15 protein-coding genes are annotated in these 25,560 nt (G+C 70.1%); 3 read left to right on the forward strand and 12 right to left on the reverse strand.

The window, feature by feature from the left end; all coding sequences use genetic code 11:
• Positions 1 to 2,256, reverse strand: coding sequence for a catalase (locus OG344_RS29255; RefSeq protein ID WP_405085847.1), 2,256 nt, complete (start codon positions 2,254 to 2,256; stop codon positions 1 to 3).
• A gap of 336 nt (positions 2,257 to 2,592) precedes the next feature.
• Here OG344_RS29255 and OG344_RS29260 point away from each other — a divergent pair, with 336 nt between their 5' ends.
• Both OG344_RS29260 and OG344_RS29265 read left to right on the forward strand, forming a co-directional pair.
• Entirely contained in the window at positions 2,593 to 3,591 is a 999-nt protein-coding gene (locus OG344_RS29260) for a cellulose binding domain-containing protein (RefSeq protein WP_405085848.1), read from the forward strand.
• 420 nt (positions 3,592 to 4,011) lie between these two features.
• Entirely contained in the window at positions 4,012 to 6,591 is a 2,580-nt protein-coding gene (locus tag OG344_RS29265) for an LVIVD repeat-containing protein (protein WP_405085849.1), read from the forward strand.
• Between the two features lie 94 nt (positions 6,592 to 6,685).
• Here the strand turns inward: OG344_RS29265 and OG344_RS29270 are convergent, their stop codons facing one another.
• The 10 genes from OG344_RS29270 to OG344_RS29315 form a co-directional block, all read right to left on the reverse strand.
• Positions 6,686 to 10,249 (reverse strand): lectin, encoded by a 3,564-nt coding sequence (locus tag OG344_RS29270; RefSeq protein ID WP_405085850.1) that lies wholly within the window; start codon positions 10,247 to 10,249, stop codon positions 6,686 to 6,688.
• An 80-nt stretch (positions 10,250 to 10,329) separates the two neighbouring features.
• Positions 10,330 to 11,163 carry a sugar phosphate isomerase/epimerase family protein gene (locus OG344_RS29275; protein WP_405085851.1) on the reverse strand — a complete coding sequence of 278 codons (834 nt, stop codon included), beginning with the start codon at positions 11,161 to 11,163 and terminating at the stop codon, positions 10,330 to 10,332.
• Positions 11,160 to 12,371 carry a substrate-binding domain-containing protein gene (locus OG344_RS29280; protein ID WP_405085852.1) on the reverse strand — a complete coding sequence of 404 codons (1,212 nt, stop codon included), beginning with the start codon at positions 12,369 to 12,371 and terminating at the stop codon, positions 11,160 to 11,162. Before OG344_RS29280 ends, OG344_RS29275 begins: the two co-directional genes overlap by 4 nt.
• A 13-nt stretch (positions 12,372 to 12,384) precedes the next feature.
• Positions 12,385 to 13,317, reverse strand: coding sequence for an ABC transporter permease (locus OG344_RS29285; RefSeq protein WP_327046468.1), 933 nt, complete (start codon positions 13,315 to 13,317; stop codon positions 12,385 to 12,387).
• Positions 13,314 to 14,315: an ABC transporter permease gene (locus OG344_RS29290; RefSeq protein ID WP_405085853.1), complete on the reverse strand. Its 1,002-nt coding sequence runs from the start codon at positions 14,313 to 14,315 to the stop codon at positions 13,314 to 13,316. The genes OG344_RS29285 and OG344_RS29290 overlap by 4 nt, the downstream gene beginning before the upstream one ends.
• Positions 14,312 to 15,742 carry a sugar ABC transporter ATP-binding protein gene (locus OG344_RS29295; protein ID WP_405089193.1) on the reverse strand — a complete coding sequence of 477 codons (1,431 nt, stop codon included), beginning with the start codon at positions 15,740 to 15,742 and terminating at the stop codon, positions 14,312 to 14,314. Before OG344_RS29295 ends, OG344_RS29290 begins: the two co-directional genes overlap by 4 nt.
• A gap of 627 nt (positions 15,743 to 16,369) precedes the next feature.
• Positions 16,370 to 18,250 (reverse strand): lectin, encoded by a 1,881-nt coding sequence (locus OG344_RS29300; protein WP_405085854.1) that lies wholly within the window; start codon positions 18,248 to 18,250, stop codon positions 16,370 to 16,372.
• A gap of 138 nt (positions 18,251 to 18,388) precedes the next feature.
• Positions 18,389 to 21,265, reverse strand: a complete 2,877-nt coding sequence (locus tag OG344_RS29305) for a lectin (RefSeq protein ID WP_405085855.1) — start codon at positions 21,263 to 21,265, stop codon at positions 18,389 to 18,391.
• 115 nt (positions 21,266 to 21,380) lie between these two features.
• Positions 21,381 to 21,500 carry an RICIN domain-containing protein gene (locus tag OG344_RS29310; protein WP_405089194.1) on the reverse strand — a complete coding sequence of 40 codons (120 nt, stop codon included), beginning with the start codon at positions 21,498 to 21,500 and terminating at the stop codon, positions 21,381 to 21,383.
• A gap of 106 nt (positions 21,501 to 21,606) precedes the next feature.
• Positions 21,607 to 24,045: a lectin gene (locus OG344_RS29315; protein ID WP_405085856.1), complete on the reverse strand. Its 2,439-nt coding sequence runs from the start codon at positions 24,043 to 24,045 to the stop codon at positions 21,607 to 21,609.
• A gap of 383 nt (positions 24,046 to 24,428) precedes the next feature.
• Between OG344_RS29315 and OG344_RS29320 the strand changes: the two genes are divergently transcribed.
• On the forward strand, positions 24,429 to 25,166 hold the full coding sequence (locus OG344_RS29320) for an FCD domain-containing protein (protein WP_327046473.1): 738 nt from the start codon (positions 24,429 to 24,431) through the stop codon (positions 25,164 to 25,166).
• Here the strand turns inward: OG344_RS29320 and OG344_RS29325 are convergent.
• Positions 25,124 to 25,555 carry a histone H1-like repetitive region-containing protein gene (locus tag OG344_RS29325; protein ID WP_405085857.1) on the reverse strand — a complete coding sequence of 144 codons (432 nt, stop codon included), beginning with the start codon at positions 25,553 to 25,555 and terminating at the stop codon, positions 25,124 to 25,126. The two genes, OG344_RS29320 and OG344_RS29325, sit on opposite strands and share 43 nt — an antisense overlap.
• Positions 25,556 to 25,560: the final 5 nt, after the last annotated feature.

A 25,560-nucleotide genomic window follows, 5' to 3' on the forward strand; every position in this document is an offset into this window, starting at 1 on the left:
TCAGGCGACCGAGGCGGGGAACCGTTCCCAGACCCGGTGCGTGGCCATCGACCGCCGCACGCCGGAGAGGACCTCCGTGGCGGAGTCGCCGGTCACCACCCCCGGCGCGCCGGTGATCCCGGCCCGCGCGAGCACGGTCGCGCCGGCGCCCCAGGCGCCGATCGCCTTGGCGTGCCGCCAGCACTCGTCGACCAGGAGCGTCACCCGCGGGTCCACCCCGGCGGAGTCGGCCGCGCCCGCCTTGGCGTCACGCGCGGGCAGGGCGTCGGGCGCGGGGGCCGTCGCCAGCAGCAGCGCGTCGAACTCGATCGACCGGGCGGTGGCGAAGGTCCGCTGCACGGGGACGTCGTCCAGCATGCCGCCGTGCGGGGCGATCACCAGCGGCACCATGCCCGCCGCGAACACGGCCGTCCGGAGTTCGCGTACGGCGCCCAGGTCGGCGCCGTCGGCGGCGACGATGCCGACCACGCGGCCGTCGGCCGGCCACTCCTTGCCCACCTGCGACAGAGCGGCGCTGGGCGCAGGGTCGGCGAGCGGCAGCGCGGGCTCCGGCGCGGGCAGGCCCAGCCCGGTGGCGACCTCCCGGCAGAGCACCGGGTCGATGTTCGCCAGGCACCGGAGCTGGCGCTCCTTGATCGCCTGCTCGTAGCACTTGCCCAGCTCGAAGGTGTAGGCGCGGATGATGTGCTCCTTCTCCACCGGCGACATGCTCAGCCAGAACAGGCGCACCTGGCTGTAGTGGTCGCCGAAGGACGCGGGGTTGGCCCGGACCTTCCGCGCCTGGGCGACCTGGACCGGCGTGTCGACGAACGCGTTCTCCGCGTCGCCCGCGACGGACGGGTTCCCGCCGTCGAGGGAGTTCGGCCGGTACGGCGCGACCCCGGCGTGGACGGCGTGCTGGTGGAAGCCGTCCCGGAGCATGTCGTTGACCGGGCACCGCGGGCGGTTGACCGGGATCTGCGCGAAGTTCGGCCCGCCGAGCCGGGTGATCTGGGTGTCGAGGTAGGAGAACAGCCGCGCCTGCAGCAACGGGTCGTTGGTCACGTCGATGCCCGGCGGCAGGTGGCCGGGGTGGAAGGCCACCTGCTCGACCTCGGCGAAGAAGTTCGTGGGCGTCCGGTTGAGCGTCATCCTCCCGATCGCCTGCACCGGCGCGAGCTCCTCGGGCACGATCTTGGTCGGGTCGAGCAGGTCGATGCCCTCGAAGGTCTCGTCCGGTGTGTCCGGGAAGACCTGGATGCCGAGCTCCCACTCGGGGAGGGCGCCGGCCTCGATCGCGTCGTAGAGGTCGCGGCGGTGGAAGTCGGGGTCCATCCCGCCGAGCATCTGCGCCTCCTCCCAGGTCAGGGAGTGCACGCCGAGCTTCGGCTTCCAGTGGAACTTGGCCAGCGCCGTCTCCCCCGTCTCGTTGACCAGCCGGAAGGTGTGGACGCCGAAACCCTCCATCGTCCGGAAGGAGCGCGGGATCGCGCGGTCGGACATGTTCCACATGGTGTGGTGCTGTGCCTCGGTGTGCAGGGAGACGAAGTCCCAGAACGTGTCGTGCGCGCTCTGCGCCTGGGGGATCTCCCGGTCCGGGTGCGGCTTGGCCGCGTGGATGACGTCGGGGAACTTGATCCCGTCCTGGATGAAGAAGACCGGGATGTTGTTGCCGACGAGGTCGAAGGTGCCCTCGTCGGTGTAGAACTTCGTCGCGAACCCCCGGGTGTCGCGGACCGTGTCGGCCGATCCGCGCGAGCCGAGGACGGTGGAGAACCGCACGAAGACGTCGGTCTTCCTGCCCTTCTTGAGGAAACCGGCCTTTGTCACCGTCTCGGCGGTGCCGTACGCCTCGAACACTCCGTGGGCTCCGGCGCCCCGGGCGTGGACGACGCGCTCGGGAATGCGTTCGTGGTCGAAGTGGGTGATCTTCTCGCGCAGGTGGTGGTCCTGCAGCAGGGTCGGGCCGCGCTCCCCCGCCTTCAGCGAGTGGTCGGTGTCGCGCAGCCGCGCTCCCTGCGCGGTGGTGAGGTAGGCGCCCTGCTGGCCCTTCGCGGCGGCGGGCGCGCCGGTCTCCGCCCCGGTCGGCGTGACGGTCGCGGGAGCGCCCTGCTCCGTCTTCGGCGGCAGCGGGTCGTGCGGCGTCGTCGGCTCCTCCAGGGTCGCGGGGGCGCTGCCCGGTGACCCGGGAACGTCCGGCGTCAGGAACTCGGCCGCCTTCTCGGCGGCGTTCTCCACGACGTCCTTGACGACCTTGGCGGGCTTGCTGGCATCCATTCGGCGAATTCCTTACGCGAGCGGCGATGAGCAGAATCCGCGCGCATACCCGCAGGTGAGGGCGGGAAACCTCCAGCCGCGACTCGCCCCCGATGAAAGCGTTTCAGGCGGCCGAATCCAGCCGATCGGCATAAGGGGAGGTGAACCGGCCTGCCCGGCGAGGGCCCGGCGACCGTCCGTTGACTTCCGCCGAGACCGGTGGTTACGGTCGCGGCGCGATCACGAGGTACCGGTGATCGGAGCCGAGCACGGCCGGGCCGACCCGCCGCGCCGCGAGCCCGTACGGGGGGCCTCGACGACGAGCACGACCAGATCTTCACTCCGCAGCAGCTGACCGTGGCCAACCAGGTGCTCGCCGGACACGCCCGGCGTGGCGGCCTGGTCACCGTCAACTTCTCGCCGCAGAGCCCGTGGCTCAACGACGAGTCGGACATCACCGGGAACCCGGGCGTCTGGACCAACACCCGCACCGACAACGGCCAGCTCGACGGCGTGCGGCTCGCCGACCTCCTGGACCAGAACACCCCCGCCGGGAGGGTGTGGCAGCGCAAGCTCGCCCGCGTCGCCGACGCGCTGACCCAGCTGCGCGACGCGGGGGTCGTGGTGCTGTGGCGCCCGATGCAGGAGTCCATCCCGAACTACCAGGACTACCTGCGCATCCCGAAGGTCGTCGGCGAGGCGGAGTACGGCCCGGACCTGTTCGGCTCGCAAGTCACGGCGGGCAGCCTCGACGTCAGGCGGTACGCCACGCGGCTGCGGCAGGACTACCCCGCCGTCGCGTACTGGGTCTCCTGGCACGACTACACCCTGTCGGCGACCGAGACCGCGCACCTGTCCCTGATCGCCAACCAGAACGCCGCGAGTCTGCTCGGCGATCCGTACGTGATCAACGCGGACCGCGTCGCGATCCCCTCCGCCAGCCCCAGCCCCAGCGCCTCCCCGAGCAGGACCCCCAGCCCCAGCCCGAGCGCCTCCCCGAGCAGGACCCCCAGCCCCAGCGCCAGCCCGTCGCCGAGCGCCGGGGCGGGCGGATGCGCCGCCGTCTATCAGCTGACCGGCGACTGGCCGGGGCAGTTCCAGGGGCAGGTCACCGTACGCAACACCGGACGGGCCGCGGTCAACGGCTGGACCGTGTCCTGGACGTTCCCCGGCGGCGCCACCGTGAACCAGGTCTGGAACGGCGACGCGAGCGCGTCGAGCGGCTCGCGCGTGGTCGTCAGGAACGCGCCGTACAACGGCGCGCTCGCGGCCGGCGGCTCGACGACCTTCGGGTTCATCGCCAACGGGACCGGCTCCGGCAACACGCCGGGCAGCGTGGCCTGCACCGCCTCATGATCCCGCCCTCCTGATCTCGTCCTCCTGCTCTCGCCCCTCTCACCTCGCCTGTGGGGGCATCGGTGGCACATCCCGCCGATGCCCCCACAGGCATGGTCAGGTATCGCAACTTACGCAACGAATCCATTACGGTAACCGCTTTCAAATCCCATGAGCCGCCTGTCCGTATTAATCAGATATGTCGCCCTATGGAACATCAAAATCCTTTCCGTTACAGTTCGCGGGAACCACCATTGGGATCTTCCCCCCAGGCCGGCCTCGTACGGAGGCGGCGCCAGGTCCCTGGTCGCCCACCGGCCTCGTGCCGGCCCGGGGGGAAGGTGCCGTAAAGAAAGGGAACGCCCCGTGACGAGTAGCCGTTTGGCGCGTGGGGGACGCGCTCGACTACGCAGGCTGGGAATCATCACCACTATGGGAGCGATGCTCCTCGGACTGGCGTCCACCACCACGACGGCGGCCTCGGCCGACACCGACCCCCGCGTCGGGCTCGGCGCGGGCTGGCTGGACGCCCAGGAGGCCGCCAGCAACGTGCAACTGCTGGCTCACCTGGACAAACCGGAAGGGTTCGTCCAGCCTTCCAATCCGGGGAACTCCGCCTACGCCAACTCCGACCTGGCCTTCGCCGGCAACTACGCCTTCTCCGGCAACTACCAGGGTTTCAACATCTACGACATCTCCAACGGCGGCAGCCCCGTGCTGAAGACGTCGGTGATCTGCCCCGGCGGGCAGGGTGACCTGTCGGTCTACGGGAACCTGCTGTTCATGTCGGTCGAGGAGACCCGCGGCCGGATCGACTGCGGCACGCAGGGCGCGAGCGGCACGGTCAACCCCGACCGGTTCCGCGGCGTGCGCGTCTTCGACATCAGCGACATCAGCCGGCCGGTGCAGGTCGCGGCGGTGCAGACCTGCCGCGGCTCGCACACCCACTCGCTGGTGACCAGCAAGAACGAGCCGGAGAACGTCTACGTCTACGTCTCCGGCACGGCCGGGGTGCGCTCGGGCCAGGAGCTCGCGGGCTGCGCCAACACCGCGGCGACCGACCCCGGCACGTCGCTGTGGAGGATCGACGTCATCCGGGTGCCGCTGGCCGCCCCGCAGAACGCGGCGGTCGTCAGCCAGCCCCGGCTGCTCGCCGACCCGTCCACCGGGGCGGTCAACGGGCTGCAGAACACCCCGCCCACCCAGCAGCACCCGTCGGGCACCAACTGGTCGCCGCAGCCGGTCACCAACCACTGCCACGACATCACGGCGTACCCCGAGATCGGTCTCGCCGCCGGAGCCTGCGCGGGCAACGGCATCCTGATCGACATCTCCGACCCGTCGAACCCCAAGCGGCTGGACGCGGTCTCCGACCCGAACTACGCCTACTGGCACTCCGCGACCTTCAACAACGACGGCACCAAGGTCGTCTTCACCGACGAGTGGGGCGGCGGTTCCGCCGCGCGGTGCCGGGTCACCGACGAGCCGTCGTGGGGCGCCAACGCCATCTACGACGTCGTCGGCGGCAAGCTGCAGTTCCGCAGCTACTACAAGCTCCCCGCGCCGCAGACGACCACGGAGAACTGCGTCGCGCACAACGGCTCGCTGGTCCCGGTCCCCGGGCGCGACATCATGGTCCAGGCCTGGTACCAGGGCGGGCTGTCGGCGTTCGACTTCACCGACTCCCGCAACCCCAAGGAGATCGCCTACTTCGACCGCGGCCCGGTCAGCGCCACGTCGCTGGTGCTCGGCGGATACTGGTCGGCGTACTGGTACAACGGCCACATCTACGGCAACGAGATCGCCCGCGGCTTCGACGCCTTGAAGCTGATGCCGAGCCGGTTCCTCGACCAGGCCGAGATCAACGCGGCGGCGAGCGTGCGGCTCGGCAGGTTCAACACGCAGGCCCAGCCGAGGCTGACCTGGGAGCCGAGCTTCGACCTGGTCCGGGCGCGCTACGTGCAGGCGGTGCGTACGGGCAAGATGTCCACGGGCGGCGCCACGTCGGTGAAGGTGTCGATCGACAAGGCCGAGCAGCTCAGCCAGCAGGGCCAGCGGCAGGCCGCCTCTGCGCTTCTGCTGAGCGCCGCCAAGCCGCCGCTCAAGGAGTCGGACAAGGAGCAGGCCGCTCTGATCGAGGCGCTCAAGGACCTCGCCGCGGCGCTGACCGCGACGCAACCGGCCGACAGGACCGCGCCGGTGACGAGCGCGACGACCGACCCGGCGCGGCCGGCCGGCGGCTGGTTCACCGGTCAGGTCAAGGTCACGCTGACCGCCGCCGACGAGGCGAAGGGCAGCGGGGTCGACCACACCGAGTACAGGCTGGACGGCGGCGCCTGGACGCGGTACACCGCTCCGGTCGTCCTGTCCGGCGACGGCGCGCACGCGCTGGCGTACCGCTCGGCCGACAAGGCGGGCAACGTCGAGGACATCGGGACCGTCACGGCCAAGATCGACGCCACGGCGCCGGTCACGACCCCGACGGTCCCGCCGGCGAACGGCGACGGCGAGCACGACGGCGATGTGCAGGTGACCCTGTCCGCGACGGACGAGACGTCCGGCCTGGCGCGCACCGAGTACGCGCTGGACGCCGGCGACTGGACGCCGTACGCCGGCCCGGTCACCGTCTCCGGCCCGGGTGAGCACGTGCTGCGGTACCGCTCGGCCGACAAGGCCGGCAACGTGGAGGAGGCCAAGTCGGTCAAGCTGACCATCGCCACGCCCGCTCCGCGCGTCCCGCTGACCGTGACCGCCTCCTCCCGCTGCGTGGGGACGTCGGCGCACGTGGCGGTCACGGCCGTCAACGACGCCGCGGTGCCGGCGAACGTCTCCCTGACGACCCCGTTCGGCGCCAAGACCGTCGACGGCGTGGCCCCGGCCAAGCAGGCCTACCAGTCCTTCAACACGCGGACCGGGCAGCTCGCGGCGGGCACGGTGACCGTCACCGGGACCGCCGTGATCGGCGGCAAGCAGGGCACCACCTCGTACGAGGTCGCCTACAACGCGATCAGCTGCGCCTGACCGCACCCGTGGTGACCCCCGGCAGATAGAAAGAAGCGGGGCCGGCCGAATCGGCCGGCCCCGCTCCTGTCAGGGTGCGAAGGTCACTCCGCGATCAGACGCGGGTCCACTTCTGGTTGTTGCCGCCGGTGCACGACCATATCTGCACCTTCGTGCCGTTGGCGGTGCCGTTGCTCGCGACGTCCAGGCACTTGTTCGCCCCGACCGCGGTGATGGTGCCGTCGGAGTTGAGGCGCCACTTCTGGTTGTTCTGGCCGTTGCAGTCCCAGATGATGACCGCGGTGCCGTCCGCCGTGCCACCGCCGTTCACATCGAGGCACTTGTTGCCGTAGACGCGAAGCTCGGTCGCACTGGTGGAGGTCCACTTCTGGTTGGTGCCGCCGTTACAGTCCCAGATCAGCACCGTCGCGCCGTTGGTCTGCGACGCGCCGTTCACGTCCAGGCACCGGCCCGACGCCACACCGCGCAGCGAGCTCGTCCCACCCGCCGACGGAGACGGAGAGGGAGACGGCGACGGAGACGGAGAAGCGGACGGCGACACCGACGGAGAGGGCGACGGAGAGGGCGAGGAGGTGCCCCCGTCCTGGGCGACGCCCTTGCCGTTGAAGGTCAGCGAGTCGAAGTCGAACGCGTTCGCCGTCGACCCCTTGAACACGACGTAGAGGTCGGTGGTTCCGCCGGGGTTGGTGACCCGCACCGCGGGGAGGGACACGTAGTTGTTCCATCCCCCGGTCGACGGCACCGAACTGGAGGCGACGAGCGTCCCGGTCGGCGAGCCGGCGTGCAGCTCGATGGTCGCCCCGGTGCTGGACGGCGCCGACACGCGGAAGGACACCGTGTCGATCCCCGACAGGTTGACCGGCGTGTAGGAGATCCAGTCGCCGTTGGAGATGTCGCCGACCCGCCTGCCGCCCTCGGCTCCGGCCTCGTCGACGACCCGGATGCCGTTGGAGCCGTTGAAGTGCTCGGCCTGCTTGTGCTTGGGCTGCAGGGTGATTCCGGCGTCGCCCTTCAGGCCGCCCTTGTCGGTGTAGGACGCGCCCAGGACGTAGTAGACGTTGGCCGCCTCGTCGTGGCCCGAGGCGGTCGTCGTGACCGTCCCGGAGCACCCGGTGAACTGGCCGGTGTCGTGGGCGTGCTGGTCGTGGCCGAGCGCGGTGAACACGTTGACCTTGGAGCAGTCGACGGTGCCGTCCTCGGGGTCGGTGACGTTGACCGTGTAGGACACCCGGTCGCCGAAGCCGATGAACCCGCCGTCCGGCGGCGCCGAGAAGACGACCTTGGGACGGGTGTTGCCGACGGCGATGGTCAGCGTGATGCTGCCCGTCTTCCCGCCCGAGTCCCGTACGGTCAGCTTGGCGGTGTAGGTGCCGTTGGCGTTGTAGGTCTTCGTCGGGTTGGCCGCGGTGGAGGTGGTGCCGTCGCCGAAGTCCCAGCTGTAGGTGATCGGGTCGCCGTCGGGGTCGGACGAGCCGGCCGAGGAGAACGCCACGGTCAGCGGCGCGGCGCCGGAGTCGGGGCTGGCGCTCGCCTTGGCGACGGGGGCGCGGTTCCCGACCACGTAGTCGATCCGGTAGATGCTGTCATCGGTGTTCGCGTGGCCGAATCCGTTGCCCCAGTCGGCCATGTAGAGCGCGCCGTCGGGGCCGAACTTCATGTCGATCGGCGCGTGCGGGGCGATGTTCGCCACGAACGGGCTGATCTTCAGGAGGTTGCCGGAGGAGTCGAGGCGCATCTCCTTGACGAAGTTGCGGCTCCACTCGTACAGGAAGGTCGCGCCGTCGAAGTACTCGGGGAACTTGCGGTCGGAGGCGCTGGCCGCGTCGTAGCGGTAGAACGGGCCGCCCATGGGGCCCGCGCCGCCGCAGCAGTTGATCTCGGGGAACTCGGCCGAGGCGTGGTAGTTGTACCAGACGGTCGCGGGCTTGGCGGCCGGCAGGTTGGTCAGGCCGGTGTTGTTGGGCGAGTCGTTGACCGGCGCCGAACAGTTGAACTTCGCCCCGGAGGTGTTGGTGGAGAAGTTGAAGTCGTTGAACGGCGTGTTGTTGCCGGTGCAGTACGGCCAGCCGTAGAACCCGGGCTGCTTGATCAGGTTCCACTCGACCGTGCCCTCGGGGCCGCGGTTCGCGTTGGCGCTGCCCGCGTCCGGCCCGTAGTCGCCCATGGAGATCCAGCCGGTGACCTTGTCGACCGAGAAGCGGAACGCGTTGCGGAAGCCCATCGCGTAGATCTCCGGCCGCGTCTTGGCCGTGCCCGGAGCGAACATGTTGCCGGACGGGATCGTGTACGTGCCGTCGGACTCGGGGTGGATGCGCAGGATCTTGCCGCGCAGGTCGTTGGTGTTGGCCGCGGACCGCTGGGCGTCGTAGTGCTCCCGGCCCGGCCGCTCGTCGATCGGGGTGTAGCCGCTGGAGGCGTTGGGGTTGGTGTCGTCACCCGGGGCGATGTAGAGGTTGCCGCCCGGGCCGAACGTGATGTAGCCGCCGGTGTGGCCCGGCTCGTCGACGTTGCGGAACGCCGGAACCTCGATGAGCTTCTTCTCGCTGCTCAGGTCAAGGCTGGTGCCGTTGAAGGTGAACCGGGACACCCGGTTGAACTCGCCGCCGTTGAGAGGCGAGTAGTTGATGTAGATCCAGCCGTTGTTGGCGAAGTTCGGGTCGAGCGCGATCCCGACCCCGCCGTCCTCGCCGCCGTCGTACACGGACAGGGTGCCGATGACGCGCGTGCTGCCGCCGCCCGCGGGGATCAGGTTGACCTTGCCCGAGCGCGAGATGTAGAAGACCCGGCCGTCGGCCGCCACGTCCAGCTCCATCGGCTGGTCCGGCGCGCCGTCGAGGGTCACCTTCTGGAAGCGGGCCGTGATCGTGCCGCCGCAGTCGCCGGGCTCCGTGCCCGCCGCCCACTTCACCGCGCCGAGCAGGTGCTGCTTGAACAGCGGCTCGGAGTAGGAGGACGCGTTGTGGCCCATGGCGGTGGCCCACACCCGGCCGCCCTCCGGGTTGTGACACCAGGAGATCGGGTGGTCGGCGCCCATCTTGTTCGGGCCCGCGTCATAGGTGGTCTCGTCCGCGGTCACCAGCACGTGCACCGAGCCGCGCATGTTCTTGTCGAAGTTGTACCACTCCTCGGTACGGGTCCACCGGTCCGGCAGGCCCTTGGTCGAGGGGTGGACCTTGTCGGCGACCTTGGCGGTGCCCTGCACGATCGACGAGTGCTGCGTCATGTGCGCGCCGGCCAGCACGGTCTGGTCCCACCAGGGGAACTGCGACTCGATGTTCATGTCGACGGCGTTGTGGATCGCCACAACGCCGCGGCCGCTGCGCACGTAGGCCTGCATGGCCTGACGCTGCGCGTCGTTGTCCCACACCATGCCCGACGTCTGGAGCATGATCACCGCGTCGTAGGTGTTGAGGTTCGACGTGGTGAAGACGGCGGAGTCCTCACTGCGGTCCAGCTGGAAGTTGTTGTCGGCCGCCATCTGCTGGAACATCGCGATGCCGGCGGGGATGGAGTCGTGCCGGTAGGCGCCGCCCGCGGTCTTGCTGAACAGCAGCACCTTGAACTGTGGCGCCGCCGCGTGCGCCACCAGTGGCATCGCGGACAGCAGCAGCCCCAGCAGGGCCGCGGCCAGTGCGGGGAGCAGGCGTGATCTTCGCATGAAGGATCTCCTGGGGGAGGGGGTTACCGGAAGGGGTCGGAGTTGCGGGGGGTCGTGGGATTCTCCAGTCGGTTCTCCGGTCAGGTCGTGAGGGTGCGGAGGAAGGCGAGGCCGTCGGTGGCGAGTGCGTCCTGGCTGGGTGCGAGGGGACGCCAGACGGACGCCGCGGTGGCGATGGTCTTGTTGTCGGCGGTGAAGGACTCGATCACGAGCGGGCCGGTGTAGCCCACGTCGCGGACGGCCGCGGCGAAGCCCGGCCAGTCGAAGTGGTCGGCGCCCGGGGCGCCGCGGTCGGTCCCGCACACCTGGAGGTGCGCGATCCTGTCGCCCGCCAGCCGTACGGCCCGGAGCGGGTCCTTCTCCTCGATGTTCAGGTGGTAGGTGTCGAGCGCGAGCCCGCACTCCTCGGGGAGCGCGTCGAGCGCCTGCTCCACCGTGTTGAGGACGCTGGTCTCGTACCGGTTGAGCGGTTCGACGCCGATCCTGATCCCGCGTTCGGCCGCGTACGCGACGACCGGTTTCAGGTTCTCCCGCAGCTCGCCGTAGACCGCGCGCCGCTCGTCCGGGGTCATCCGCCAGGCCCGGCCGACCGAGGCGTACGCGGGCCCGCTGACCGCCGGCGCGCCCACGGTCACCGCCACGTCCACGCAGTGCCGCAGGTAGTCCTGGGTGTCCCGGACGACCTGCGACGAGGCGTCGACGAGCTCGCGTCCCGGCGGCATCGTGAGCACGACCGACGCGCCGAGCCCGAGCCCGTCCAGGAGGGCCGCCGCCCGCCCGGGGTCCCAGTCGCCGGGATGCTCGACCGGCAGCTCGACGACGTCGAACCCCCAGTCCGCGATCCGCGGCGCGAGGCGGGCCAGGGTCTCGTCGGTGAGCGGCGAGACCCAGACCCAGGTGTTCACCCCGATCACGACGTGCCGCCCCACTTCTCGGGGTAGCCGGGAAGGTCCTCACAGCCGCAGAGGGCGTAGTGCAGCGGCGGCATGCCGGGCTTGAGATAGGTGGCGAGGTTCTCCTCGGTGATCGCCGGCTGCGGCAGGTTCCAGACCTTCGGCACCTGCTCGCCCTTGAGGATCCTGAGCGCCGCGATGACGGGGGTGCGCCACTGGTACGTCGGGTAGGTCGGCGCGATCGCGGTCAGCTTCGCGTCGCTCCACTTCTTCAGGAAGTCCTGCTGGTCCTCGCCGTTGATCGGCGGCACGGGCTGGCCGGCGTCCTCGAACGCCTCGACGGCCGCGACGGCGGTGGCGCCGGCGTCCATCCAGACGCCGTCGAGCTTGCCGTACCGCTGGATGTAGTCGCTGACCACGCTCTTGGTCTTCGCGGCGTCGCCGTCGGTGAACTCCACGCCGACGACCTGCAGGTCGCTCTGGTCGAACGCCACCTTCGCCGCCGACCACCGGGTCTCCAGCACGTCCACGCCGGGCAGGATGCGCAGGGCCAGGATCTTCCCGCCGGCCGGCACCTTGTCGACGAGGAACTCGGCCGCCGCGGCGCCGAAGGCGTAGCCGCCGATCGGCTTGATGAAGGTCACCGGGCAGTCGGTCTGGACGCCCCGGTCGAACACGATGACCGGCACCTTCGGGCAGGCCCCCGAGATCGCGGGGGTCAGCGTGGCCGTGGTGTTGGGCGAGACGATCAGCGCGTCGCAGCCCTTCCCCGTCAGTTCCGCGATGTCGGAGATCTGCTTGTCGTCCTTGCCCTCGGCGTCCAGGGCGGTGAACTTCGTGATCTCCTTGTGCAGGGCGACCTCCGCCTGCATGGTCTTCCAGCCGACCTGCCGCCACGGATTGTCGACCGCGGCGTTGGAGAAGCACAGGTGGTACGGCCCCGCCTTCTTGTGCTCGGCGGTGTCGACGAGCTGGGGATCGATGGTCTGTTCCCACGGCTTGTCGGACGGGCCGGTCGGCTGGGCCTTGCGCATCGCCATCTGGGCGTCGTAGTCGGCCTGCACGAAGAACTTCGACTGCTCCCCGGTGCCCTTGTCCGCCGGTGCGGCGGACCCGGCAGGCGCCCCGGAGGCGGAGGGCGCGGGTTTGTCGCTGGTGCACGCCGCCACCGGCAGCGTCAGCACGGCGAGCGCGGCGGCGGCGAGGAACCGCCGCGAATATGAAAGCATCGTCTTCCTTCCCTTATGAGGCAGCCGCGGCCCTCGCGCGTGGGAAGCGCACGGCTCCCAGCGCCACCGCGGCGATGATGATCACGCCCTGTACGGCCGGCTCCAGCGCCCCCGAGATGCCGTACAGGTTGAGCAGGGTGAACAGCGCCTCCAGAGTGAAGGCGCCCGCCATCGCGGCGGCCACGGAGCCGCGGCCGCCTCCGAGGGCCACGCCACCGAGCACCACAGCGGTGATGGCCTGGAGCTCCAGGCCCTTGCCGACCTGCGCGGACACTCCCGCGAAGCCGCCGAGCAGGATCGCGGCGACCGCCGCGGACAGCCCGGAGATCATGAACGCCACCGTCCGGACCCGGGCCACCCGGACCCCGGACAGCGCCGCGGCGCGGTCGTTGTCCCCGGCCGCGACCAGCGTGTGGCCGAACCGGGCGCGCGTCGCCCAGACGGCGGCCGCCGCCACCACGACGAGGATCAGGACCGCCCAGGGCACCGGGCCGAGGCTCCCCCGGCCCAGCTGGCGGAACTGCTCGGACAGCGCGCCCCGGGGGGACCCGCCCGTCCAGAGGAAGACCGCCCCCGACAGGATCAGCAGCATGCCGAGGGTCGTGATGAACGACGGGACGCGGAGCAGGGTGGTGACGGCCCCGTTGACCAGCCCGACGATCAGCCCGAACGCGATCATCAGGGCCAGCACGGGCCAGGTCGCCTCCGCCGAGCCGTCGATGAGCCGGGCGGCGATCACCACCTCGGCGGTGACGAGGGAGCCGACCGACAGGTCGAACTCGCCGGACACGATGACGAAGTACTGCCCGGCCGCGAGGATCACCAGCGGCGCGGCCCGTTTGACGAAGGCGAGGAAGGCGGCCGGCTCCAGGAAGTACGGGTTCACGACCGCGATCGCGACCAGCAGCCCGGCCAGCACCACGAAGATCGGCAGCGCTCGTCTCATCTGGTCCGCCTTCCGCGGGCGTAGATCGCCAGGGCGGCCACCAGGATCACGCCCCGTACGACGTCCTTGGCGAAGGAGTTGACCTCAAGCTGGTTGAAGATGCTGTCGAGGACGGCGAGGAGCAGGACTCCGCCGACGGTCCCGGCCACCCCGCCGCGGCCTCCGGCCAGCGCGGTCCCGCCGAGCACCACCGCCGCGATCGACTCCAGGTCGTACCCGCCGTCGGTGCCGACCGTCGGCGCGCCGGCTCCGAGCCGGGAGGCGAGCAGCAGCCCGGCGATCCCGGCGCAGACCGAGCAGAGCACGTGGGCGACGACCACGGTCCGCTCGGTGCGCACCCCCGAGAGGCGCGCCACCTCGGCGTCCCCGCCCACGGCGTAGATCCGGTAGCCCAGCCGGGTCCGGCTGAGCAGGAGCCACGCGCACACCGCCACCGCGGCCCACAGCAGCGCCGACACCGGCAGCGGCCCGATCCGGTCGTACCCGAGATGCTGGAAGGACTCGGGCACGCTGCCGGCCGGTCCGTCGTACCGCGCGTCCAGCGCGCCCCTGACGACCAGCGCGACCCCGAGGGTGGCGATGAAGGCGTGCACCCGGAGCCGGGTGACGATCAGGCCGTTCGCCAGCCCGATCAGCGCGCTCACCGCCAGCGCCGCGGCGACCGCGGCCGGCACGCCGGCGTCGGCGCCCGCCATGATCTCGGCCGTGACCAGCGAGGTCAGGCTGATCAGGTAGGCCACGGAGAGGTCCAGGCTGCCCGCCAGGATCACCAGCGTCTGGCCGACCGCGACGATGCCCAGCGCCGCCGACCGCTGCTGGATGCCGACGATGTTCTCCTGGCCGAGGAACGTCCCGCCGTCCAGGGCGAAGACCAGCCAGCCGAGCACGACGAGCAGGACCAGCGCGACGTAGACGGGCCGCGCGGGCCGGTCGGCCGAGATCCTGCGGAGCAACGCGCCTCCGGCGGGCACGCGCCCGAGTTTGAGCTGCTGGGTCATGACGCGGCCGCCAGGCTCATCACGGCCTCCTCGGTGGAGCCCGCGGGCAGCTCTCCGGCGAGGCGGCCGTCCCGCAGCACCACGATGCGGTCGCTCATGCCGATGAGCTCGGGCAGCTCGGAGGAGATCATCAGGACGGCCGTGCCGTCCCGGGCGAGCTCGCGCATCAGGTCGTGGATGGCGGCCTTGGCGCCGACGTCGACACCGCGGGTGGGCTCGTCGAACAGCAGCACGCGCGGCGCCACCGTCATCCACTTGGCCAGCACGACCTTCTGCTGGTTGCCCCCGGACAGCAGCTTGACCTCCTGGGCCGGCCGGGGCGGGCTGAGCCGTACGCGTTCGAGCAACCGCTCGACCCCGGTGCGGGGCTGGGGCGCCCCCGTGGCCCGGGCGACGAGCAGGGCGTTGTCGCGCACCCGCTGGTTGAGCAGGAGCCCCTCGGCCTTGCGGTCCTCGGTGACCAGGCCGATCCCCGCGGCGATGGCCTCGCGGACCGAGCGGGGGCGGCGGGGCGTCATCTCGCCGGTGGTGAAGGGCTCGGCGCCGAACAGCGCCTTGGCCAGCTCGGTGCGGCCCGAGCCCTGCAGCCCGGCCACCCCCACGATCTCGCCCGCGCGCAGGTCGAGATCGATGTCGTGCAGCCGGGCGTTGCCGCCGCCGCGCACGCTCAGCAGCACGTCTCCGGGTGGATCGGCCGCGCGGGGCGGGTAGTACGAGTCGAGCTCCCGGCCGACCATCAGCCGGACCAGGCCCGCGGTGTCCAGGCTCGACGCCTCCGTCGTGGTGACCCGGGCGCCGTCCTTGAGCACGGTGATCCGGTCGGCGAGGTCGAAGATCTCGCGAAGCCGGTGGGAGACGTACAGGACCGCGATGCCGCGCGCGGTCAGCCGCCGCACCAGCGTGTAGAGCAGTTCCACCTCGTGGTCGGCGAGGGGGGCGGTCGGCTCGTCCATCACCACGATCCGGGCGTTCAGCGAGAGCGCCTTGGCGATCTCGACGACCTGCTGCCGCGCGACCGAGAGCCGCCGGACGGGGTCACGCGGCCCGAACGACTCCTCGCCGAGCGACTTCAGCAGCTCACCGGTCGCCGTCTCCATCGCCGCCCGGTCGACCAGCCCCCGCCGGACGGGTTCCCGGCCGAGGAAGACGTTCTCGGCGACCGTCCGCTCCGGCAGCAGGGTGAGCTCCTGGTAGATGATCGCCACCCCGGCCCGCTGCGCCTCGACCGGGTGCCCGAACGCCACGCTCCGGCCGTCGATCTCGATCGTCCCCTCGTCCGGAGCGTGCACGCCGGCGAGGATCTTCATCAGCGTCGACTTGCCCGCCCCATTCTCCCCCACCACCGCGTGCACCTCGCCGGCGGACACCTCCAGGTCGACGCCGCCGAGCACCCGGACGCCCAGGAAGCTCTTGCCGATGCCGGTCATCCTCAGCACGCGGCCCGCCCTCCGGGACGTGGCGCCGGAGCGGCCGGGACGAGCCCCCGCGCCGTAGGGGGTGGGGAGTCATGCACGGGGATCTCCTAAACGGGGGGTGGGAGTCGTGCCGGGCGGGCGCACGGTTCACCCGGCCGGCCACCGGGGAGGAGGACCTGGCGGCCGGCCGGCGCGCGTTCCGCCGCCAGTGGACGGCGGGTGACTCGGAAGGGATTCAGCCTGGTCACGCGGGAGCGAGCGAATCGATTCGGGACGAAAATAGGTCTACCCAACTTCTGTTGTCAAGCATGCTTATTTTCCTGCCGCGGATACTTCTTCTCCTGGACTTCATCGGAGTTTCGCCACCCTCCTGCGGAAGTTGCCCTCTCACAGGACAATGACCCTGCCCTGGCGATCCGAGACCCTCAGCCCCACGGCGACCGGAGGCAATGCGCCCAGGGGTTTGGACGAAATGAGTATGAAACTTTCACACTCATGCCGGGGCCGCGCCGGCTCCTTTTCGCACTCACCAAAAAACCGGCGCGGCCCCGATCAGGGCCGCGCCGGAAGTCGCGCCGGGTACGGCGAGGCGGAGTGGGACTCCGGACACCTCGCCGCTCCCGGATGGGACGGATGGACTCAGACGCGGGTCCACTTCTGGTTGTTGGCGCCGGTGCAGGACCAGATCTGCACCTTGGTGCCGTTGGCGGTGCCGTTGCCGGACACGTCCAGGCACTTGTTCGCCCCGACCGCGGTGATCGTGCCGTCGGAGTTGAGGCGCCACTTCTGGTTGTTCTGCCCGTTGCAGTCCCAGATGATGACCGCGGCGCCGTCCGCGGTGCCGCCGCCGTTCACGTCGAGGCACTTGTTGCCGTAGACGCGAAGCTCGGTCGCGCTGGTGGAGGTCCACTTCTGGTTGGTGCCGCCGTTGCAGTCCCAGATCAACACCGTCGCGCCGTTCGACTGCGAGGCGCCGTTCACGTCCAGGCAGCGGTTCGACGCCACACCCCGCAACGAGCTCGTCCCACCCGCGGGCGGGGTCGGCGACGCCGACGGAGACGGCGACGGAGACCGAGACGGAGACGGCGAGGGAGACGGAGAAGCGGACGGCGACGCCGACGGGGAGGGGGACGGGGAGGGCGACGACGGCGGCGGGCCGCTCAGTTCCTTGACGCGGATGTTCCGGAAGGCCACCACGTCACCGGACCCGTGGTTCTGGATGCCGATGTAGCCCTGCTGCAGGGACCGCACCGGGTCCGCGTTGGTGAAGTCGTTGATCTTTGTGCCGTTGAGGAACACCTGCAGCCGCTCGCCCTCGACGAGCAGTTCGTAGGTGTTCCACTGACCCGGCGGGTTCAGCGCCGCGTCCCGTGCGGCGATGTCGGCCGACTTGAAGCCGTAGACCGCCCCGGTCGTCTTGTCCGCGGTGTCGGTGGCGTCGATCTGGACCTCGTACCCGGTGTCGAGTGCCCTCTGGGGGTCGGTGGTGGCCGGGAAGCCGACGACCACGCCGGAGTTGGAGTCGCCGGTCATCCTCCAGTCGAGCTTCAGGGAGTAGGAGCCGAACTCCTTGGCGTTGTACCACAGCATGCCCATGCCGCCCTGGGAGGTCAGCGTGGCGTCGCTGTTGCCGAACGAGCCGGGACCGGCCTGCGTCCAGCCGGTCGTCGACCCGTTGTACAGGGTCGTGTAGCCGGTCTCGGGGCGGCAGTCTGCGTTCGTGGCCTTGGCCGCGTAGCGGATGCCGCCGAGGAGCAGGGTGCGGAAGTTGGAATCGGAGTACGACTCCTGGGAGTGCCCGAGACCGGTGTAGAACGACCGGCCGGACGCCTGCGGGTGACACCAGGTGATCGGGTGGTCGCCCATGGTCCCGCCGCTGTAGCTGCTCTCGTTCAGGCTCTGCAGCACGTGCACGTTGGCGCGCGGGTTGGTGCGGTAGTTGTACCACTCGTCGGTGCGCGTCCAGGTCTGGCCTAGATGGGCCGTGGCCGCGTGCGCGCGGTCCTCCTCGCGCAGGGTGGCCTGCTGGATCGCCGGGTGGCTGTTGAACCAGGCGCCCATCAGCTGCCCGTAGTAGGGCCAGTCGTACTCGGTGTCGGCCGCCGCGTGCACGCCCACGTAACCGCCCCCGCCGTCCACGTACGACTGGAAGGCGGTCTGCTGGGTGTTGTTCAGCACGTCGCCGGTGGTGCTGAGGAACACCACGGCCTTGTACTGCGCGAGGTTGCCCGTCGTGAACGCGTTCGCGTCCTCCGTGGCGTCCACGGTGAAGTCGTTGGCGGAGCCGAGCGCGCGGATGGCCTGGATGCCGGCGGGGATGGAGTCGTGCCGGAACGCGGCCGTCTTGGAGAACACCAGCACCTTGAAGGCGGCGGCCTGTGCGTGGGTGGCGGGGACCACCATCGTCGCGGCGGCGGCGGTGAACGCCACCGCGGCCGACGACAGGCGTCGGAGCACCGACGTCCTCCGGTCGCGCCCCGCGCCGCGCCCGGGCGCGGCGGGGATCAGATGTCGAAGCATGGATGTCCTTTCGTCGCGGCGCCCGGCGCGGTTCCCGTTGTCTCGTCGTCTCTGGCTCTTCGTCGAGGGCGGGGCCGTGCCGGGCGTCGCATCAGGGGGTCGGTCGTCGTGTGGTGGGGATCGGGGGTGGGTGGAGCCTCAGACGCGGGTCCACTTCTGGTTGCTGGCGCCGGTGCACGACCAGATCTGCACCTTGGTGCCGTTGGCGGTGCCGCTGCTCGCGACGTCCAGGCACTTGTTCGCGCCGACCGCGGTGATGGTGCCGTCGGAGTTGAGGCGCCACTTCTGGTTGTTCTGCCCGTTGCAGTCCCAGATGATGACCGCGGTGCCGTCCGCGGTGCCGCCGCCGTTCACGTCGAGGCACTTGTTGCCGTAGACGCGAAGCTCGGTCGCGCTGGTGGAGGTCCACTTCTGGTTGGTGCCGCCGTTGCAGTCCCAGATCAGCACCGTCGCGCCGTTGGTCTGCGACGCGCCGTTCACGTCCAGGCACCGGCCCGAGGCCACGCCCTTCAGCGAGCTCGTCCCACCCGCGGACGGAGACGGGGACGGAGACGGAGAAGCGGACGGGGAGGGCGAGGGCGAGGTGGAGGTGCCGGTGGCGAGAGTGAAGGCGTCCAGATCGAACAGATACCCTTGCCCGGTCGCCCCGCGGAACACCAGATACAGGGTGGTCGTGCCCGCCGGCGCGCCGCTGAGGTTCGCCGACACATCGGTGAAGGTCTCCCAGCCGCCGGTGGGCGCCACGGTCACCGTGCCCAGCAGCGTGCCGGTCGCCGACCCCGCCCGCACCTCCAACCGGCCGCCCACACCACCGGACGACACCCGCGCGGTGATCCGCGTGGCGTTGCTCACGTTGTAGGGCGTGAAGGAGATCCAGTCGCCGTCGTCGGTGAAGCCGACGGTCTTGCCGCCCTCGGCGGTGGTGTGGTCGGCGACCTGCACGCCCTGCTGGGCGCCGAAGTGCTCGGCCTGGCGGTGCCGCGGCTGCAGCGTCCGGACGACGGTGGTGGTCAGGCCGCCCTTGTCGGTGTAGGACGCCTGCAGCACCCCGTAGATGTTGGCCGCCGAGTCGTGCTCTCCGTCGATCGGCACCGCGATCGATCCCGAACACCCGTTGCGGGAGGTGATCTGGTGGGCGTGGCTGTCGTGCCCGAGGAAGTAGGTGACCGTCACCGTGGAGCAGTCGATCGTCCCGTCCTCAGGGTCGGACACGTTCACCTGGAAGGGCACCGTGTCGCCGAAGGAGAAGAGCTGCCCCTCCACCGGCGAGGTGAACGCCACCGACGGCGCGGTGTTGCCCACGTTCACCGTCACACTCGCCGTCCCGGCCAGCCCCTGGGGGTCACGCACCGTCAGCGTCGCGGTGTAGGTGCCGTTGGTGGTGTAGGTCTTGCTCGGGTTGGCCGCCGTGGAGGTGGTCCCGTCCCCGAACGCCCACGAATAGCTCAGCGCGCCGCCCTCGGGGTCGGAACTGCCCGCCGAGGAGAAGTTCACCGTCAGCGGCGCCGCCCCGGAGGTCTTGTCGGCCGCGGCCTTGGCGATCGGGTTGCGGTTGGCCTTGCCGACGTACTCGATCCGGTACAACGCCTGGTTGTTGCTGCCTGTGCCGTAGTCGAGGACGTACAGCGCGCCGTCGGGGCCGAAGGCCATGTCCATCACCTGCGTCCCCGACCACGGGAACGCGCTGATCTCGCCGTACCCGCCGTCGGAGCGGACCTCGATCGCCTTGATCCACTTACGGCCGTACTCCCCGGCGAAGAACCGCCCGTCCAGCGCCTGGGGGAACTTCACCGACGAGTTCAGGTTCGGGTCATACCGGTAGACCGGCCCGCCCATCGGCGATTCGGACCCGCTACCGAACTCCGGCGGCGACCCCGCGTCCCCGCCGTACCGGATCCACGCCGGCTTGGCCACCGGCAGCGTGGACAGCCCCGTGTTGCGGAATGAGGCGTTGGTCGCCCCGCCCGAGCAGTTGAACTTCGGGCCGGTGCTGTTGCTGGCGAAGTTCCACCTGTTGTAGGTCTCGTTCGAGCTGTTGGACCCGGTGCAGTACGGCCATCCGTAGAACCCCGCGCTGGTGATCCGGTTGAACTCCACCTGCCCGTTCGGCCCGCGGTTGGAGTTGGTCGACCCCGCGTCCGGGCCGTAGTCGCCCAGGTAGACCACCCCGGTGGCCTTGTCCACGCTCATCCGGAACGGGTTGCGCAACCCCATTCCGTAGATCTCCGGCCGGGTCTTGGCCGTCCCCGGCGGGAACAGGTTCCCGCTCGGGATCGTGTACGACCCGTCCGGCTGCGGCGTGATCCGCAGCAGCTTGCCCCGCAGGTCGTTGGTGTTGGCCGCGGTGCGCTGCGCGTCGTACTGCGGGTTGCGGTCGGTGCGCTCGTCCACCGGCGAGTACCCCGCCGACTCGAACGGGTTGCTGTCATCGCCCGTCGTCAGGTACAGGTTCCCGGCCGCGTCGAAGTCGATGTCACCGCCCACGTGGCAGCACATGCCCCGGTCGTTGGCCACCTCCAGCACGACCTTCTCACTGTTCAGATCCAGCGTGTCGTCCGACTTCAGCGTGAAGCGGGAGAGGTTCAGGTGCCCCTTCCACTGGTCGAACTGCGACTGGGTGCCGTTGGCGGGGGCGTCGCCGGACGGGGTGCTCAGCCGCGGCGAGTAGTACAGCCAGACGTAGCGGTTGGACGCGAAGTTCGGGTCGACCGCGACCCCCTGCAACCCCTCCTCGTCATGGGTGTAGACATTCAGCTTGGCGGCCACCTTCGTCCCACCAGTAGGAGAGGTGATCCGCAGCGTGCCGTCGCGCGCGGTGTGCAGCACCGACCGGTTCGGCAACACCGCCAGCGACATCGCCTCACCCAGGTTCCCGCCACCGGTCGCCATCGCGACCTGCTGGTAGTCGGACGCCGGGATCGTCAGCGCGTTCGCCGCCGGAACATTGAGCGCCATCGGCACAGGAGCCAGCAGCGCCAGCGTGGCCAGCATCACCGGCCACGGACGTCGGGACATAAGAGGGGTTCCTTCCTTACACGAGGAATTACAGTCAGGGCAGAGGCGCGCGCCGCCGCGCCGTTGCCGGTGGACGAAGTTCCGGAAGGGGTGCCGCCTCCCGTTCGGTTCGTGGTCAGACGCGGGTCCAGCGCTGGTTCGTGCCGCCGGTGCAGAACCAGATCTGGACCTTGGTGCCGTTGGCCGTGCCGTTGCCGGACACGTCGAGGCACTTGTTCGCCCCGACCGCGGTGATGGTGCCGTCGGATGCCGTGCCGTGCTCCGCCGGGGTGAGGGGTCGTCACCCCGGCGGAGCACGGCGGTCAGGTGCGCCGGAAGGCGTCAGGCAGTGTCGCGGGGTGTCAGACCCGGGTCCACTTCTGGTTGTTGGCGCCGGTGCACGACCAGATCTGGACCTTCGTACCGTTGGCGGTGCCGTTCCCGGACACGTCGAGGCACTTGTTCGCCCCGACCGCGGTGATCGTGCCGTCGGAGTTCAGGCGCCACTTCTGGTTGTTCTGGCCGTTGCAGTCCCAGATCAGCACCGCGGTGCCGTCCGCCGTGCCCGCGCCGTTCACGTCGAGGCACTTGTTGCCGTAGACGCGCAGCTCGCTCGCGCTGGTGGAGGTCCACTTCTGGTTGTTGCCGCCGTTGCAGTCCCAGATCAGCACCGTGGCACCGTTGGTCTGCGAGGCGCCGTTGACGTCCAGGCAGCGGTTCGACGCCACGCCCCGGAGCGCGCTCGTGCTCCCGGCGGGCGGAGTGGGCGACGCCGACGGAGACGCGGACGGCGAGGCCGACGGCGTGCCGCCGCTCTGGGGCCCTGCGGCCGCCATCACGGCCTGCGCACCGGACGGCCAGTTGTTGTTGGAGACCACGACGTTGTTGTTGACGACGTTGCCGCGGTCGCCGTTCGTGATGTTGGTGCTGTTGTTGGTCGACCAGTTGCCGGTGACGGTGAAGTTGCCCATGTTCTCACCGCCCCAGTAGTTGGCCGTGGCCCAGGTGCCGGTGTTCGACAGGACGTTGTTCCTGACCGTGTAGTACTTCGAGCCCTCGTCGAAGTAGACGCCGAACCAGCCGTTGGTCCGCAGGCAGTAGTTGTCACTGATCACCGCGTTGGGGTTCCAGGACAACGTGTAGATGCACCCGCCGTCCGTCATCTGCTGCATGACGTCGTGCACGTAGTTGCCGACGAGCTTGTTGCCGGACGCGGTGGTGGCGGTGGTGTACCGCGGCTGGTAGTTGTACAGCCCGCGGTTGGTGTAGCTGGTGTTGCCGCCGGGCTCGTTGGCGCCCCAGCCATAACCGATCGACATGCCGGTGTACGGCAGGTTGTAGACCTCGTTGTGCGACACGTTCGAGGTGGCGACGTAGGTCGTCAGGACCGAGACGATGCCCCGGTAGTCGAGGCCGAGGTCGTGGATCCGGTTGTTGCTGACCGTGATGTTCCGGTTGACCATCCGCTGGTCGCTCGGGTGGTGCGCGTCGGCGCGCACCCCGCCGGCCACGACGCCGCCGGCCGAGTTGCGGGCGATCTCGGACCGGGTGACCGTGATGTCGCTGGCGCCCAGGCCCACACCGCTGGCGTGCGCGTTCGCGTCGTTGCCGATGCCGATCGCCGTCTGGCCCAGGTTGACGAACTGCGAGTCGGTGAAGGTGATGTTGTTGGCGGCGGAGACCTGGACCGCGGCGGGCATCTGGTACCAGTTCGGCCGCGTGGACTCGAAGGCCTGGCAGCCCTCCTGGCAGGAGGTCAGCCGGTCGCCGGGCCAGTTGTAGTTGCCCGCGATGTAGGCGCCGGTCTGCTGGTCCACGAAGCCCTGATTGCCGCTGGGCCCGAGCCACGTCGTGCCGGTGAACGTGATGCCGCTGAAGGTGATGTGGTGCGCGGGCGAGTCGTAGGTGCCCCCGACGTCGACCAGCGACTGCAGCACCGGCAGCTCGACGCTGACGTTGTTGATGTTCTGCCCGGACGCCGGGATGTAGTAGAGGACACCGGTCCCGGGGTTGATGTACCACTCACCCGGCGAGTCCAGGAACTCGTACGCGTTCTCCAGGTAGAGCGCGCCAGCCCGGTGTGGCTGGCTGAAGGTGTCGTACCCGAAGGTGTTGTTGTTCCAGCCGGGCTGCTGCATCGTGATGAAGTTGCCGCTGATGCCCTGCACCGTCACGTACCGGTCGGTGAACGAGCCGACGCTCTCCATCTCGACCCGGTTCTGGTTGGCGAGATTGTTCAGGTAGCTCAGCGCGCTGCTGCTGAACCTCAGGCCGGTGGTGGTCGCGGTGAAGTCGTTCCGGTTCACCTGGGTGCGGGCGCGCGTGGCGAGGGCGCCGTTGACGTACAGCTGCCGCGTGTCGATCCCGGTGCCGACGTTGGCGCGCCAGATGTTCTTCCCGGCGTCGGCCTGCGTCCAGCCGGTGACCGCCCGGGCCCCGCTGACGGCGGGACGTGCGCCCGCCGCGGCCTGCCACCTGACGGTGTAGCCGTTGTTCCCGGAGTCGGCGGCGGTCAGCCGGAGCGGGGAGGAGAGCCGGTACACCCCGTCGGCCAGCTCGACGACGATGTCGCCGGACATCGAGCCGTTCAGCGACCGCACCGCCGTCTGCGCCGCGGGCAGCGAGCACGGCTGGGCGGAGGTGCAGGCGGTGCCGGTGCCCGAAGGGGACGCGTACAGGGTCGTGGTGGCCGCGAAGGCCGAGGTGGCCGGGGCGACGAGGGCGAACGCCGCAGCCAGCGCCGCGGCGACGATGCCGGTCAGGACCGGCCTCAGCGCCGTGACGGGCGAAGATCGTTGCACGGTGGTTCCTCTGGGGGGTAGGGGTGCGGTCAGGTCACGCCCTCCTCCGGCAGGTGACGCCCTCCTGAGGAGGAGACCGTCGTCGGACGCGGAGGTGTACGACGACGGCCGGTTGTGCGGATCCGGACCCATTACGATCGGAGCATCGCGACCCCGTCAAGACCTTAAGCCCACTCATTTCACACAGCGCACATTCAGGACCGGGGCACGGTGAACCATTTTTTACCGCTCACCTGCGGCGACGCCCCGATGCCTACGCTCCGCACGTGACTGACACAAATGAACCGTTCACATGTGTCGTACTGATCGGGGTCCCGCTCGAAGGGGCCGGGAGGGCCCTCCGATCGGTCATACTGCTCTGGGGATGGCGAGGAGGAGGCGCGGTGACCGACACCCCGCGTGAGGGCGGATACCGGCCGGGCTACGAGGTGGCCGCGGAGCAGGTGCTGGAGTTGATCGCCCGGCTGGGCCTGCGTCCGGGCGACCGCATGCCGACGGAGAACGACCTGGCCGGGCAGCTGGGCACCAGCCGCACCGTCGTGCGCGAGGCGGTGAAGATCCTGTCCGCGCTCGGCCGGGTGCGCGCCCAGAAGGGCCGGGGCCTGTACGTCGCCGACGACGAGGGGATGCTCGGCGCCGGGCGGCTGGCGTCGTTCTTCCTGCCCACCGACCTCGACCACGTCTACATGCTTTTCGAGTTCCGCCGGGCCCAGGAGATGGAGACCAGCCGGCTGGCCGCCCGCCGTGCCACCCCCGCCGAGCTCAGAGCCGTCGAGGAGGCGGCCGCCGTGTGCCGCCACGGCTTCGAGACCGGGCGCCAGGACCTGTTCGACGAGGGCGACGACGCCTTCCACACCGCCATCGCCACGGCCTCGCACAACATGTTCCTCCAGATCGCCGTACGCGAGGCGAGACGGCTCCAGGCCCAGTCGAGCCTCATCGGGCTGCGCGGCTCGGTCGGCGGGCACGCCGCCAAGGCCGTCGAGGAACACGACGCCATCTACCAGGCGATTCGCGCCGGCGACGCGGAGGCGGCGGCCCACGCCGCGGCCACGCACATCGACAACACCCTGGACGACTACCGCAGGGAAATCCAGCAGCGCCTCTTCTCCTCCGACTGACCCCGGCAGTCCGTGAGCCGCCCGGGACAGCCTTGACAGGCGGTCCGTGTGTCGTGTGTGCTTCGCTGTACACCGCACCACCTTCCAGCGGACCCGGTGCGATGGCGAATCGATTCGCATCCGCCGATTCGCATCCGTCGTGACGCCGACGGCTTGCGAGCGGATCCCACCCTGCTTCCGTGCTTCCCGTTCACTGCTTTCCTGCTCACTGCTTTCCTGCTCACTGCTTTCCTGCTCACTGCTTTCCTGCTCACTGCTTTCCTGCTCACTGCTTTCCTGCTCACTGCTTTCCTGCTCACTGCTTTCCTGCTCACTGCTTTCCTGCTCACTGCTTTCCTGCTCACTGCTTTCCTGCTCACTGCTTTCCTGCTCACTGCTTTCCTGCTCACTGCTC

Source organism: Microbispora sp. NBC_01389, assembly GCF_045040095.1.
Lineage (GTDB): Bacteria > Actinomycetota > Actinomycetes > Streptosporangiales > Streptosporangiaceae > Microbispora.